Origin of the sequence: Chryseobacterium sp. JK1, from assembly GCF_050632815.1 — a bacterium.
Classification (GTDB): domain Bacteria; phylum Bacteroidota; class Bacteroidia; order Flavobacteriales; family Weeksellaceae; genus Chryseobacterium.
Genome location: NZ_JBODRU010000003.1, coordinates 385,156 through 400,806 on the forward strand (window position 1 = coordinate 385,156; position 15,651 = coordinate 400,806).

At 35.1% G+C, this 15,651-nt stretch carries 12 protein-coding genes; 9 read left to right on the forward strand and 3 right to left on the reverse strand.

Going from position 1 to position 15,651, the window contains the following annotated elements; translation table 11 throughout:
* The first annotated feature begins 182 nt into the window (after positions 1 to 182).
* The 8 genes from ACQ76T_RS18420 (at position 183) to ACQ76T_RS18455 (ending at position 9,474) form a co-directional block, all read left to right on the forward strand.
* Complete coding sequence (locus ACQ76T_RS18420; RefSeq protein ID WP_431344714.1) at positions 183 to 725, forward strand: YMGG-like glycine zipper-containing protein; 543 nt, start codon at positions 183 to 185, stop codon at positions 723 to 725.
* 56 nt (positions 726 to 781) lie between these two features.
* The gene (locus tag ACQ76T_RS18425) at positions 782 to 2,419 is read left to right on the forward strand and encodes an LIC_10190 family membrane protein (protein WP_431344715.1); all 1,638 of its coding nucleotides are present in this window, start codon (positions 782 to 784) and stop codon (positions 2,417 to 2,419) included.
* A 50-nt stretch (positions 2,420 to 2,469) separates the two neighbouring features.
* A complete protein-coding gene (gene aroC, locus ACQ76T_RS18430) occupies positions 2,470 to 3,540 on the forward strand; it encodes a chorismate synthase (RefSeq protein ID WP_431344716.1) in 1,071 nt (356 codons plus the stop codon).
* 17 nt (positions 3,541 to 3,557) lie between these two features.
* Positions 3,558 to 4,121, forward strand: a complete 564-nt coding sequence (locus ACQ76T_RS18435; RefSeq protein ID WP_431344717.1) for a thioredoxin family protein — start codon at positions 3,558 to 3,560, stop codon at positions 4,119 to 4,121.
* Positions 4,122 to 4,131: 10 nt separating this feature from the next.
* Positions 4,132 to 4,671 carry a TlpA family protein disulfide reductase gene (locus ACQ76T_RS18440; protein ID WP_431344718.1) on the forward strand — a complete coding sequence of 180 codons (540 nt, stop codon included), beginning with the start codon at positions 4,132 to 4,134 and terminating at the stop codon, positions 4,669 to 4,671.
* 85 nt (positions 4,672 to 4,756) lie between these two features.
* Positions 4,757 to 5,098, forward strand: coding sequence for a YkvA family protein (locus ACQ76T_RS18445; protein WP_431344719.1), 342 nt, complete (start codon positions 4,757 to 4,759; stop codon positions 5,096 to 5,098).
* Positions 5,099 to 5,218: 120 nt separating this feature from the next.
* The gene (gene pyrF, locus ACQ76T_RS18450) at positions 5,219 to 6,598 is read left to right on the forward strand and encodes an orotidine-5'-phosphate decarboxylase (protein WP_431344720.1); all 1,380 of its coding nucleotides are present in this window, start codon (positions 5,219 to 5,221) and stop codon (positions 6,596 to 6,598) included.
* Positions 6,599 to 6,651: 53 nt separating this feature from the next.
* Positions 6,652 to 9,474: an aminopeptidase gene (locus ACQ76T_RS18455; protein ID WP_431344721.1), complete on the forward strand. Its 2,823-nt coding sequence runs from the start codon at positions 6,652 to 6,654 to the stop codon at positions 9,472 to 9,474.
* A gap of 47 nt (positions 9,475 to 9,521) precedes the next feature.
* Here the strand turns inward: ACQ76T_RS18455 and ACQ76T_RS18460 are convergent, their stop codons facing one another.
* From ACQ76T_RS18460 to ACQ76T_RS18470, 3 genes are all read right to left on the reverse strand, one after another.
* Positions 9,522 to 10,325: a T9SS type A sorting domain-containing protein gene (locus ACQ76T_RS18460; RefSeq protein WP_431344722.1), complete on the reverse strand. Its 804-nt coding sequence runs from the start codon at positions 10,323 to 10,325 to the stop codon at positions 9,522 to 9,524.
* Between the two features lie 126 nt (positions 10,326 to 10,451).
* Positions 10,452 to 11,243 (reverse strand): T9SS type A sorting domain-containing protein, encoded by a 792-nt coding sequence (locus ACQ76T_RS18465; RefSeq protein WP_431344723.1) that lies wholly within the window; start codon positions 11,241 to 11,243, stop codon positions 10,452 to 10,454.
* A gap of 92 nt (positions 11,244 to 11,335) precedes the next feature.
* Positions 11,336 to 12,139 (reverse strand): T9SS type A sorting domain-containing protein, encoded by an 804-nt coding sequence (locus ACQ76T_RS18470; RefSeq protein WP_431344724.1) that lies wholly within the window; start codon positions 12,137 to 12,139, stop codon positions 11,336 to 11,338.
* Between the two features lie 192 nt (positions 12,140 to 12,331).
* Between ACQ76T_RS18470 and ACQ76T_RS18475 the strand changes: the two genes are divergently transcribed.
* Entirely contained in the window at positions 12,332 to 15,520 is a 3,189-nt protein-coding gene (locus ACQ76T_RS18475) for a hypothetical protein (RefSeq protein WP_431344725.1), read from the forward strand.
* Positions 15,521 to 15,651 lie beyond the last annotated feature (131 nt).

Genomic DNA, 15,651 nt, shown 5'->3' on the forward strand with positions numbered 1-15,651 from the left:
CACAGATTATATCGTCCTAGCTTCTGTCAATCCCGATCAACAAAACAAAATCTGTCATATTTTATTTTTATAATACCATTTAAATAATATTTTTAACATTTATTAACTAAAATTTGGCTTCATAATTGGAAATAAAATTAAAATCAAAGCCGTTTGGTTTAAAGCTTATTAAAATTTGAATTATGAAAAAGATAGTATTAGCAGGATTTTTATCCGTTTTCTTGGTAACGGCCTGCAAGAAAGATGACAGAACAGCTGAGAAGTCTCTGGAAGAGCAGAAACTTGAATTCCAGGCCAGACAGCTTGACATAGAAAGACAGAAACTTGCCATTGAAAAAGAAAAACTGGTATATGAAGCTCAAAAAACAGCAGACAGTATATCGGAAAGTAAAAAGGCAAAAGCAATTGCTGAAAGTAATTCAAAACCAAAAGTAATCCGGGAAACAAGAACCGTATACAGAGACAGAAGTTCCAGTTCAGGAAGCAACGGAGCCTATGCCAATAATGGAAGCGGAACCACACAAGCGACCAACAAGAAAAAAGGTTGGAGTAAAGCTGCCAAGGGAACTGTGATTGGTACTGTAGGAGGTGCTGCTGCAGGAGCGCTGATTGCTAAGAAAAACAGAGGATTGGGAGCTGTAATTGGCGGAGTTGTAGGAGGTGCCACGGGATATACTATTGGTAGATCTCAGGACAGAAAAGACGGAAGAGTACAACCACGTTAGGAATAATTTTTCACTATAGAATATAAAGATTGCTTATTTTTAGGCAATCTTTTTTTATGATACTTATTCTTTTATCTTCCATTTTTATTATTCCGGTCTTAATAGGTTGGAGCAGACTGATGGAAAAAATTTCAGGATTCGAACTATTTCCTGGCATTTCCGGAAAAGCTCTTCTTGGAATATTAGGAATAGGAATTTTATGGACGGTTATTTCATTCTTTACTCCCATCAATATAATAATAGAAATTCCAACGGTGGCGTTGGGACTTTTCTATTTCTTTAAAGACAAACTGTACGAAGATTTTTATCGTTTCTCAAAAAAAGAATATTACCTGGGAACAGTCTTACTAATGGTTATTTTATTGGCAGGATCTTTTCATCCTTTTATATTAGATCATTTTGGGTATTATGTTCCGACAATTAAATGGATCAGAGAATATGGACTGATCAAAGGAATTTCCAATCTGGATCTTACGTTGGGACAAATGTCGATCTGGCATATTTTTCAGGCAGGATTTTCAAATTTCTCAGATCCGTTTTTAAGAATAAATACGGTATTGCTGATTATTTATTCCATTTATAGTATTGAAAAAAAAAGGTGGGTGCATCTTTGTTTTTTACCTATTTTACTATTATTCTCTCAATCGCCAAGTCCGGATCTTCCGGTTATTATTTTTTCGCTCATTATTTTAAACGAAATACTTACGGGAAATAAAGACACCTTATTTCTGTTTGCTTACTCAGCTTTTGTATTTGCTATAAAGCCAACGATGATATGGCTTCCTATATTGGTTTTCCTAAATTCTATTGTTATTTTAAAACCAGGTTTCAAAAAACTTCTTTTCGGGGCGGGCATTCTTATTTTATTCTTCATTAAAAATATATGGACATTTGGCTATCCCATCTTTCCCGTAGCAATAGGAGATGTTGGTGTTTTATGGAAACCCAGTCCGGAAGCAGTAAAGATCTCTTCTCAGTTTGCCGTACAGAAAACCTATGATATGCAATATTCTTATGAAGAAATTCAGCAGTTTTCAATGGGAGATTATATAAAAAAATGGTTTACACTCGAAGGAATTAAATCCAAGATCAATAGTATTTTCATATTGAGTTTACTGGCTTTTACTGTATTTACGTGTTTCAAAAGAAAGAAAATTATCACTTTAATCTGTATTTCGATTGTTATAAAAAGTATCCTTATTCTATTTTTTTCTGCTCAATACCGATTTTTCATAGATGTATTTTTTGTCATCTTTCTGGTGTTGTTTCATGAGTATTTTACCCAACGAAAATCAATCATTGTTTTTTCACTTTTTAGTATGCTGATTATTTCAGTTTTATCTTTTCCGGGGCTTATCCAAAAATATATTCCAAGTTTCAGGCTGGGAAATTTTATGACAGGCTTCAAAAAAGAACAATTGTATAAACCTTCTACCTACGAATACCATAAATTTAACAGCTTTGAAGTCGGGAATTTAAAATTTAACGTTTCCAAAAACTATCCTTACAACTTTGACACTCCCCTTCCCGCTATTTCTGAAAGCTATATTTCAGATGATATACAAGCAGGGGGCTTCCCACAACTTATAGACAGAAATAACATCAGAAAAGGGTTTATCTGGAAAAGAATGACTTCTGAAGAAAAAAAAGAAGTAGAAAAAGTTATCTATAATATCAAAAACGCTGATAAATAGAACAAATCCAGAAACTTTATTATATCGAGAAAAAAAGGTAATTTTGTACTATGTTCAACACATTAGGTAATCTTCTTAGTCTTACAACATTTGGAGAAAGTCACGGAGTGGCTTACGGCGGTATCATTAATAATTTCCCGGCAGGTTTAACGGTAGATCTCAATCAGGTTCAATATGAGCTGAACCGAAGAAAACCAGGCCAGTCAGCAATCGTTACACAAAGAAAAGAAAGCGACACAGTAAAGTTTCTTTCAGGAATCTTTGATGGCAAAACTACGGGTACTCCTATTGGTTTTATCATAGAAAACGAAAATCAGAAATCAAAAGATTATGACCATATTGCAGGTGCATATCGTCCTAGTCATGCAGATTTTACTTACGATCAGAAATTTGGTTTCAGAGACCATCGTGGCGGTGGAAAATCTTCTGCAAGAGAAACAATGAACTGGGTAGTCGCTGGAGCTTTGGCTAAACAGCTTTTACCTAATATTGAGATCAACGCTTACGTGTCTTCCGTAGGTGATATCTTTTGTGAAAAACCTTACCAAGCCTTAGACTTTTCTAAAACCGAAAGCAATGACGTGCGTTGCCCGGATGCTGAAACGGCAGAGAAAATGATCTCCAGAATCAAGGAAATTAAAAAAGAAGGAAATACCATTGGAGGAACGATTACCTGCGTGATCAAAAACGTTCCTGTAGGAATTGGTGAACCTATATTCTCTAAGCTTCAGGCTGAACTTGCAAAAGCAATGCTGAATATCAATGCCTGCAAAGGTTTTGAATATGGCAGCGGTTTTTGCGGTGCTAAAATGACAGGAAAAGAGCATAATGATGCTTTTAATACAGATTTCACCACAAAATCTAATCTTTCCGGAGGAATTCAGGGAGGAATTTCCAATGGGATGGATATCTACTTCCGTGTTGCTTTTAAACCTGTAGCGACTATCTTAAGACCTCAGGACAGTATTGATAAAGACGGAAATCCTGTAGTAGTAGAAGGAAAAGGTCGCCATGATCCTTGTGTGGTTCCAAGAGCTGTTCCTGTAGTGGAAAGCCTTGCAGCATTTGTTCTGGCCGATCTGTTTTTGATCAATAAAACTAGAAACATCAATAATTTTTAATATAAATATTTTTGGTAATGAAAAATTACTGGGATAAAGGAATTTCTTTTGAAGAATACCTTCAGATTGCAAACGAAAGATTACAGAATCCTGCCAATGCACAGGAAGCTGATTATAAACAATACTATGAGCTTGGGCTTCAGAGAATGGACAGAACGGTAAAAAAATACGTTCCCAATGAAGATCAGCTGAAAGAATTAGAAGCCAAAAACTTTGACGGAAAGATTTTAATCATCTCCGAAGCCTGGTGTGGTGATGCCAGCGCGACAGTACCTGCTCTTTTCAGATTTTTTGAAGGGCACAATGAGGTTCGAGTATTTCTGAGAGACAGTGATAAAAGCTTAATCAACCAGTTTTTAACAAACGGTACCGAATCAATCCCTAAAGTTTTAATTCTGGATAAAGATTTCAATGTAAAAAATTCATGGGGCCCACGTCCGAAATACGGTTATGAGCTTTTAATGAAATACAAAGCAGATCCTGTAGCATATCCAAAAGAAACGTTTTACAACGATCTGCAGATATATTATGCCAAAAACAGAGGAAAGGATTCTGTTCAGGAAATTTTAGATCTTCTATAAAAAGCAGAGTATGAAAAAGAGCATCATTTATCTTGCATTAGTGGTTATCATAGCAGTGGTAGCATTGGTTCCGGGAATAAGGAATAAACTGCAGGAGCTATTTTTCCCTGTTGCAACCATTGAAAATGCAGTACACATCAGTGAAAATGACTACGATATAGAACTTAAGGGAATCAATACGCCAAGTACCAACCTTAAAAATTTTAAGGATAAAGGTCTTTTCCTGAACTTTTGGGGAACCTGGTGCCCGCCATGCAGAAAAGAATGGCCTTCTATTCAGAAACTGTATGATTCCAGAAAAGATAATGTAGATTTTGTACTCATTGCGATGAATGATAAGGAAGAAGATATCAGAAAATTTTTGAAAGAAAACAATTATACAGTTCCTGTATATATTGCACAAAGTCCTATTTCTGAAAAAATTCTTCCAAAAGTGTTTCCTACGACGTTTCTTTTAGACAAAAACGGAAGAATTCTCATTAAAGAAGATGCTTCCAAAGATTGGAATACAGAGACTGTGCATCAGTTCATTGACAATATTATCAAATAATTTTTTTAACTAAATTTTATAATTTATTGGTACAGGATTTGTGAAATTTATAGCATTGAAAAATTTATTTAAATCCAAACACAAAATGAAATATTCAAAATTAAATCTTGCAAAAGAAGCTATCAGTCACAAGGGCTTTGTCAAAAAAATCCCTGATATTTTCAGAATGGTCAGAATGTGGAGAAGAGGAATTTATCCTATGAAATCCATAGACATTATTCTGCCTTTACTGGGAATCCTGTATGTCATCTCACCTATTGACCTGCTTCCGGAATTCGCCATCCCCATACTTGGAGTAATGGATGATCTGGCGGTATTGTCTTTAACCATTCCTAAGCTCATCAAAGAAGTGGACAAGTTTCTACTGTGGGAAGTTGAACAAAAATACAATGGTAATCAAGTCATTGATGCCGAAATCATAAAATAACAGTTTATTATATTATAAGAACCATCCTGGGACATCCAAGGGTGGTTTTTTATATAAATAGACGATAAATTTTTAAGCCTTATTTCAAATCGTTAAATTTGCAACATCTAATAAAAAATAATGGAAAGTAAAAAAGAATTCTTCTTAGAGTGCTACAAGCTAGGCATCATCAAATTCGGAAGGTTTACCCTTAAAAGTGGTATTGAAAGCCCTTTTTATGTAGATTTAAGACCTTTGGCTTCTGATCCTAAAATCTTAAAAAATCTTGCTAATTATTTATTGGAAATGCTTCCTTTGGATAATTTCGATTTAATATGTGGAGTTCCTTATGCCGCTCTTCCTATGGCAACGGCTATGTCTCTGGAAAGCTATATTCCGTTAATTATTAAAAGAAAAGAAGCTAAAAGCTACGGAACAAAAAAACTGATTGAGGGAATTTACCAGAAAGGGCAAAACTGTCTTTTGGTAGAAGATGTGATCACATCAGGAAAGTCTCTACTGGAAACCATCCCGGAAATAGAACAGGAAGACCTTAAAGTTTCTGATATCGTAGTGGTTTTAGATAGAGAACAGGGAGGAAAGCAGCTTCTGGAAAGCAAAGGTTACAGAGTACATACCCTTTTCAATATTTCGGAAGTATGTGATATTCTTCAGGAAAACGGAGAATTATCGGATGAAGAGGTAAAAAGAATCCAGGATTTCCTGCAAGGAAATCATATTCAGTTTGAAGAAGAAACCAGATTTTCTTATGAAGAGAAACTTCAAAATGCACAACATTCTGTTTCTAAAAAATTACTGGAAACAGCTCTGGAAAAAAAATCCAACCTTATCGCATCTGCAGATGTTACAACAACTCAGGACTTATTGGATTTTGCAGAAAAAGTAGGGCCTCACATTATTGCTTTAAAAACGCATATTGATATTATTTCAGATTTTGAATACGAAAAAACAATTAGCCCTTTAAAAGCAATTGCTGCCAAACATCAGTTTTTACTGATGGAAGACAGAAAGTTTGCTGATATCGGAAATACACAGGAACTTCAGTTTACAAGTGGGGTTTTCAAAATTACCGATTGGGCAGATTTTGTAACCTCACAGGTAATCGGAGGATTTGAATCATTGGATTGCTTCCATAATGTAGGCGTTGTAGCTATTGTAGGAATGTCTTCCAAAGGAACTTTGACTACTGCCAGCTATCGCGAAGAAGCTTTAAAAGTTGCTCAGTCGCACCCTAACGTTATTGGAGGGGTATCTCAGAATAAACTTCCCGAAGAACTTTTATTATTCACTCCAGGAGTAAATCTTGCAGATTCAGGAGATGGCAAAGGTCAGCAGTATAATACACCTGAGCACGTTTTCAAAACTCTTCATACTGATTTTATCATTGTAGGAAGAGGAATTTATAAGTCTGAAAATCCGGAGGAAGCAGCTGTTACTTACAAAAACGAAGGATGGAATGCTTATATTAATTCTTTAGAAAAAAAAGCAATTCAGGGTTAAAATCGTATAAAGTATATACAAAATAAGCTATATTTGGTTTTTATCACGGATATTTGAAAAAGATCAGCATTTGTCTTATTTTGTTTTGGGGAGTTGTACAGGTTTCTGCGCAGAAAGACAGTATATATATTGAAGCTAAATTGTCTTCTGACAAAAAGAACCTTGAAGTGAATCAGGAAATTGTGTATTACAATCATTCCGAAAAAGACCTTCATACCATAAAACTCCTGAATTGGGTTTCCGCCTATAATAAACGCGGAACCTCTTTAGTCTACAGAAAACTGGAAGACCGAAATAATGATTTGCATTTTGCAAAACCCAACCAGCTGGGAAGACTTTTCGAACTGAATATTAAAAATTCAGACAATGAGATCATTCCTATCAGTACAATTTCAGATGAAAATCTGTTTATTCCTCTGAAACAGGTATTAAAACCTGGAGAAAGGGTCACTTTACAGCTACAATACCGAATGCAGCTTCCTGATAAGAAATTTACAGGATACGGAACATCTCCGCAGAATACGGTACTAAAATATTTCTTTATTGTTCCGGATCATTTTGATCCGGACAATATTTCCAAAAGAAACTATCACGATATTGAAGAACCAGTGAGTTTCAATACTTCCTGGAGCGTCAATTTTGATATCCCCGCAGATACTTTTGTGGAAGGAAATCTTTCGCAGATACAGATGAATTCTTTCAAAGGTGACCTGGATACAGATCCTGAATTTTTGATCTCTACGAATGTATACCCTTCCATTAAAACCAATATAGAAGGATTTGATACCGAAATAAAGTTTGGATACAATCTTAAGCCGGAAGAAAAACAGAATCTGGAGTTTTATCTTCCTTTACATTTAAAATTCATCAAAGAAAAAATAGGCTCTCTTCCGAAGAGTATTTTTATTTCTGATAAATTCAGGGCTAAAGAAGATTTTTTCGGAAACAATGATATCACTTTCTGGAAGTTCAGATTTCCCTTGTTTACAGATGCCGAAAAAACAGACCTTGATTATTTTGGAATTATTGCCAAAAAAGTTCTGGATGAAAATATCATTGCAGATAAACAAAAAAGCCATTGGTTTAAAAACGGGCTCAAATCATATCTTGAAATTCAGTATCTGAAAAAATTCTATACCGATACTCAACTTTTAGGAACTCTTCCTGAAGCAAAAATATTTGGCATTAAGCCCTTGAAAATATTCCATGCATCGAAAGTAAAACTTTTGGACCGCTATGGACTGGCCTATCAGTATATCATGCTCCAAAATCTTGATCAGAAAATTGAGGAGGAATTTCCAGTGTTGAGTAATTTCAACGATATGGCCATCAGCAGTTTTGAAACCGGAAGTCTATTCAACTATTCGGCAGATAAAATAGGATATGAAAATTTTAATGATATTGTTAAAAAGTATATTGCTGAAAATTCCGGGAAGAAAATTAATCCTGAAGAATTTTTAACGGCTCTATCTGAAAAAAATAAATCAACAAGTTATCTTTCCAACTTTTTTAAACAGAAAAACAGAGTAGATTTCAAATTGAAACACATCAGAAAGGACAATGATTCTTTACAGATCAGAATTGCAAAAAATACAGATGCAGCTATCCCCGTAAAGCTTGAAACAGAAACCAAGGAAGGTGAAAAAAAAGAATATTGGATAGATACTGAAGAAAACCAGCACATTACCAATGTTTCTCTTCCTTCTTCTGATAATATTTATAAAATCACTCTAAATAACGGTTATATTTTCCCTGAATCCAATTACAGAGACAATTTCCTGTATGCAAAAGGCTTTTTTTCCAACACAAAAAAAATTAAGTTAAAGCTTATAAAAGATATTCCCAATCCGGAATACAATGAAATTTACATCAGCCCAAGAGTACGTTTTAATAACACTTATGATAAATTCCTTTTAGGAGTCAATTTAAAAAACCAATCTTTCTTTGATCAGAAATTCTTGTATTCAGTAACTCCTACTTATAGTACTGGAACAGGAAAATTAACAGGTTCAGGAGCGATCGCCTACTCTTTCCTCCCTGCTGAAAGTATTATACGGAGTCTGACTTTTGGAGTTTCCGGAGCCTATTTCCATTATGACTATGGATTGGCTTACAGAAAAGGAACCTTGTCTTCTTCAATCAATTTCAGAAAAAATCCGAGAAGTACGGTGAGCAGGGGTATAGGTCTTTCTTATAATTATTTCGAAAGAGATCTCAGTCCTCTCATGGCTGCCAATAATGATTACAGCAAATACAATTTATGGAGCATCGGATATGGGTACAGCGACAGTCAGATGATTCACGAAAAAAGTTTCAGCCTGAGTACACAGGGAATGGAAGATTTCAACAAAATAACCGCTGAAGGATTTTACCGATGGGAATTTGCTCCCAAGCAAAAACTCAGTTTACGTTTATTTGCAGGATATTTTCTGAGAAATGATACCAGAAACGATCTTTTCAATTATGGAATTTCCAGGGTTTCCAACTACTCTTTTTCCTATACTCTTTTAGGGGAAAGTGCCAATAGTGGACTTCTTTCACAGCAGTTCATTCTTGCCGACGGTGGTTTTAAATCTTTTCTCCCGGGAACGGTAAATCAATGGATTACCTCTGCGAATGTAGATTCCAGTATTTGGAAAATATTCCACGTGTATGCTGATGCGGGGATTTATAAAAACAAAGATCTTCCTGCTAAATTTATATGGGATAGCGGAATTAAAGTGAGAATTATTCCCGACTTTTTAGAAATCTACTTCCCTATACAATCTTCCCTTGGTTTTGAACCAGCTTTCAAAGATTATGCAAAGCGCATTCGATATACATTGGTGCTTAATTTAGGATCAATTATTAATGCCGCGAGAAGAGGATGGTATTAAAAAATAAATGAGCGGCTCAGTAAACGAGCCGCTCCTTGCTAATAAAACTAATCTTTTATAATTTTCTGCGAAATGGGAACATTGTTAATCGTTCCTGTTACAATATAAGTTCCTCTCGGAAGTTCTATAATATCTAAGCTTGATGCCAACTTTGTCGGTGATTTTTTTACCATTTGTCTGTAAGTATCATATACTTTTACATCCTTTACTTCCGTTCCAAATATAACGGTACCATCTTTAATAAAAGGATTCTGTACAAAACCAGACTTTACCGTTCCTTCAAAAAGAAGATCTTTGACATTATCCATATTATCATTTTTTCTTATAATCGTGGTAATAGTAGGAGACGGTGCAGGCTCATCTCCTTTATATTGATCTGCATTTACTCCATACCCTACAAAATCCAGTACGTTGGGTGATGTTGGCCCTGTCACCTGCAGAATATTTCCTGCCAAAGCAACCTTACCGGATACTCCTGAAATTTTTATTCCCGAGGATGTATTGATACTTCCATCAAAATTATTGATAACCGTAGCTATAAAATCCGGCGTAGGCAGATTTTCAGTCCCATCTTCTATAACAGCTTCCTGAATGAGATAGGTCTGATCCGGTCCCAAAGTAAGATCCGGTAATGTATGATATTGTGTAAAAGCTCCAACAGCCGGGGCGTACTGTATACTGGCACCGGTTAAAGAAACCAGATTGGTTCCTGTATTTTTGAGAACAATATAGTTGTACTTCGGTTTAGCACCTAAATTTTCATTGCTTCCATAAATCTCACTGATCACAATCTGGGCATTTGAAACGGTACTTAACAGTAGTAAACCGGCAATAGTAAATATTTTTTTCATCGTTATTATTTTAGAAATGAATCTGCTATCAAAATAACAAAAACAATACCAGTAAATTAAGAAATAATTTATATAAAAAAACCGCTATTTCAATGAAATAGCGGTTTTTTTATAGGGTATAAGTAATTATTGTTTCAAAATTTTCTTAACGATTACATTACCTCCTTGATAAATTTGTACAAAATTTACTCCAACAGGAAGTTTTGATGCGTCAAAAGTTGCAAAATCTCTTACTTTTTTGTCTTCAAATATCTGACCTGTAGCAGAAACGATTTTAACCTCTGCATTACCTGTTAAATATAGATCAAAAGAATTCTTTACAAGCGTGTTGGAAAGTTTAACGCTATTTTTAAGGATTTCTGCATTTTTAGTACTTAAAGTACCTGCTTGTGCCAAAACAATATCGTCAAAATAAATAGCTCCGGTAGTAACATTGTTCTGAGCATATACTCTTAAACTAAGTCTTAAAATAGTTGTTGTTGGAAGAGTTGTTGTAGTAGCTGTAACATTTACCCAATCTGGATTATCTGTAGTATAGGAAGCTGGCTGAAAAGGATTACCTGAACCAGGAGAGATATTCGCCGTAGCAGTTCTAAACTGAATCCAGTGTCTGGCTCTCGCGTTTGCATCATTATCCAGAACCCAATATGAAACAGTATAATCCGTATTTTCAGATACTGCAACATCTACAAAATCCAAATTACCATTTGTACTTGCAGAAACAGGAGATAGTTTAATTGAATTATTTCCGCTGTGTACTATTGAGGTCTCTTTAGTTCCTCCCGCCATACTAAACCAACCGTCTGGTTTTGTAGATGCATCCGTCCAAGTTTCAAGCCCACCATTGGTAATCAGGTTTTGAGCACTAAAAAATGTAAATGCAGCGGTAGCTGTTAAAATAGTAAAAATCTTTTTCATAAATAATTTTTTTTAATACTTCATAAAACTACAAAAAAAACGTCATTCAAATCGAATGACGTTATATATTTAACGATTAGTTAATTAATAGTTTATTTTTTAATAACTTTCTCTGAAACAGATTTACCGTTTACAGTTCCAGTTACAATATAAGTTCCTTCTTTAAGTTCAGAAACATTTAAAGACTGATTTTCAGAAACAGTTGCAGATTTTACAACCTGACCTGCGATATTGAAAATTTTAACGTCAGATTTAGTTCCGAAAGTAATATCATTGTTTACGATCGTATTTTTAACAAAAACGTTCTTAGCTTTGTTTACATTAGCAGTTCCTAATGTTGCAGCATTTCCAGTTACTTTAATATCATCAATTCTCATTTGAGGAGGGTTAGTCCCTGGGAAAGCAGAACTATCAAATTTTATATATAGGTTAGATGTAGCAGGAATAGTTCCAGTAGGAGTAATCAAAACCCATGAGTTAGCTGTACCGGTTCCTGAAGCTCTTGTATAAGTAAGAGGTGTCCAGTTTGATCCATCAGTACTTACAGCAACTGCAAGTTCAGTACTAGTAGCGTTAGAGTTTTTAAAATGCCCAAATGATAACTGAATATCTGAATAGGCAGAAGTATCAATTCCGTTAATGATAAATGTATCAGAAGAAGCATTAAATAAAATGTTACCTGATCCTGAAGCGCCAGCATACCCTGAAGAAGCATTGGTATTTCTAACATCACTTGTTCCTGAATAAACGATCGGTGCATTATTCTGCCATCCTGTATAAGCAGTTATTGCAACACCATTACCACCTGCACCTAGGTTTTCAGAAAAGATCGTAGTTTGAGCAAAAGTTGTAACAGCCAATAAAGCCGTCGCCATAAACGAATAAAGTTTTTTCATGATTATAAATTTAAATTATTAATAATTTCGGTGGCTAAATTACGTTTATTTTTCACGACTTCACAATATTTAGGTTAATTTTCTGTTAATAATAGTTAATCTGTTGCTGTTAGTATTTTTTAAGTATTTTTACCAATTATTTTTCAGGAGTTGAGGAACTTTATTATCCTATTCGTTTTGTTTTTTTTAGGCATGTTTTCGGGAAATGCTCAGGTATTCTCGTGGAAAAACCCTAATATTCCACAAGATAGCGTTAAAAGAGATAGTATTTTAGCCGCAAGACTTGAGCAGGATCTTTTCGTAAAAGATACTCTGGATTTCATCCGAACCAACAATAAAGTGATCATTGATGAAGCGGTACTGGCAAAAAATGACAAAAAAAGATTTTTAGGTGAATTAAACTCCAAAGGTTCCATTATTCGTGGAATTACCTTTGGAAATAACCAGGGACAGTCTGTACAAAGTTCCATGGATCTTCAGATTTCCGGACGTCTTTCTAAGGATGTTACAATTCTGGCAAGTATTTCAGATCACAATCTACCCATTCAGGCTGATGGATATACACAGACGCTGGAAGAATTTGACAAAATCTATATGCAGCTTAATATTAAGGAAAAATCGATCCTTAGAGCAGGGCATCTGGATCTTGTGGAATCCAAAAATTATTTTGCCAAATATCAGAGAAGAAGTATGGGGCTTCAGTTCCAGACTGAGTTTGGAAAAGAAAACAAAACATTCATCGATATTTCTGCGGGTGTTGCTCGAAGCGAATTCCATAGAATCCGTTTTCAAGGGGTAGAAGGAAACCAGGGACCTTACCGTTTGACAGGTAAAAACGGAGAACAGTTTATCACACTGATTTCCGGATCAGAGCAGGTTTTTATTGACGGGATCCTGATGAAACGAGGAGAAAATCAGGATTATATCATTAATTACAATACGGGAGAGGTAACTTTTACCAGTTTCCGTCCTATTTTTCAACAGAATTTTATCACTATTTCCTATAACTATGCCAACAGAAACTATTCCAGGTATTTATTTACAGGAAAACTGGAACATCAGAGAGAGAAACTTAAAGTAGGCTTCAATTGGTTCATGGAAAATGATAACAAGAACGCCCCACTTTCTTTAAGCCTTTCTAAAGAGGATGAAAAAATTCTGGCAGAAGCCGGAAACGATCCCAATCTTATGTACGCTCCATCTGGAGTGGTAACGGAATATGATGTTAATAAGATTCTGTACCGCCTCAATCCTTCCGGAAATTTCTATGAATTTTCTACCGATTCAAGTTTGACACTTTACCAGGTTTCCTTTACTTATTTCGGCGCCAATCTTGGAGATTATAAAATAGCACAAACTACTAATAACGGTCGTGTTTTTGAATATGTAGGACCAAACGCCGGAGACTACAAAGCAGTAAGAAAACTTCCTTCTCCACAAAAATCACAGGTATTTTCCCTCAACTCGGAGTATTTACTGAATGAAGGAAAAATAGGGGCAGATATTTCTCTTAGTAACTATGATGTCAATTTATTCTCTTCAAAAGATTCTGATCAGAATATGGGCTACGCATGGAGAATTTTCGGGAATAAAAGCTTTAGCAAAAACAGCTGGAAAGGGACTCCAAGTTTTGAATATCAATATATCGACAAACAATTCCATATCCTGGACCGAATCAATGATGTAGAATTCTCCAGAGATTTCAACCTTGCACAAGAATTCAGTCAAAAAACACAAAATAGATTCACTTTTAGCTTTTTGAATAAATGGAACAATAGATCTACGTTAAATTACCGTGTGAATTATCTCAATGAACAGAATTCTTACAAAGGTCTCAAGAATGATCTGGACTTCGGTTGGATCAGTGGAAAGTTCTTTACGAAAGGTAATTTGTCTTTCCTTACGACAAATGCACTGCTTCAGGACACCAAATTCATACGAGGTGGAGCCTCAACGGAATTTACCGGTAAAAAAGGAAGCTGGGCCATTGGAGGCAGCATGGAACACAATGAGAAAAAGTACAATGATACTCAACTTATGGATGTCACAAGTTTCAGCTGGAAAGAACTTTTTGTACAAAAGAAAATAGGTGACAGTACCCGCACAAAGTTGTTGGCCAAAATATATATGAGAGATAACGACTCCGTTCGTAATAATAAGCTTCAGAATATGAACAATATTCTTGGTTTTATGGCGGAGAGTCAGATTATAAAAACAGAAAAAACAACCTTAAATGCCCTTATCCATTATAGAAAATTCTTCTATCAAAATACAGATCTCAATACAACATCAAGGAACAATGATTTCGTTGTAGGAAATATTCTTTACAATCAACAGTTATTCAGAAACGGAATGCGTCTTCAGGCTTTCTACGAACTTGGAAACGGACAGGAAGCACAGAGAGAATTTCAATATCTGAAAGTAACGGATGGACAGGGTGTATATAAATGGACAGATTACAACGGAGATGGAATTCAGCAGCTTGATGAGTTTGAAATCGCAGAATACTCAGATCTTGCACAGTACATCAGAGTTTACACCAATTCTGTAAGATATATCCCTTCTAATAAGAATAAGTTGCAGCTGGCTTTATTTGTGAATCCAGCCATTATTTTCAATTCGGAAAATGCATTTTTAAAGCGTTGGAATTTCAACATCTCATTGAACTCTCAAAATTCATTCTATAAAAAAGATAAAGTTCTGGTTTTAAATCCTTTTGAAAAAAACAGTGATCAAATCCTCAAAAATCAAAATATATTAGCCTCGGTACAGTTTAACCCTACCGATAAATCAGGGTGGAATGGAAACTACCGTCTCATAACTAATGATAACCTTATTAATGCCAATTACAGTAATGAGGAAAGACAACAGACTTCCCATTTCCTGAATGTTGGATATTGGTTCAATAAAGAATTCAGGGTAGACTGGGAGAACTCTGTTCATGATATTAAAAACTCATCGCAACTTTTTGCCACAAGAGATTATCGTTTAAATAATTTTGAAACCAAGCCTAAAGCAACTTATAAATTCACGGACGCTATCCAGGCCGAGCTTTCTTCTGCCTTCCGCCAGAAACAGAGGGTTGATGGTGAAGAATCTTTGAAAGCGTTTGATGTTACAGGAACCATTCAGTGGGAGCGCAGAAAAACATCTATCCGCGGGAACTTCTCTTTTATCAGCAATAACTTTACAGGGAATAATTTCAGTATTGTAGGAAACCAGATGCTTGATGGTCTGAAACCAGGAAAAAATCAGGTTTGGAGTGTATTTATTCAACAGGCTGTAAACTCTTTCATTCAATTAAATTTAAATTACGAAGGAAGAAATTCGGGAGACAGAACGATTCATATTGGAAGTATGCAGGTAAAAGCAAGCTTCTAATTGTTGAGAATTACAAATAAAGTTTCTTGTGAAAATAGATGTAACTCGCATAACCCATCAGAACTAAGCACTCATTTACAATACTTTACAATTTATTATCAACTAATAAATAATATACATTAATCATCATT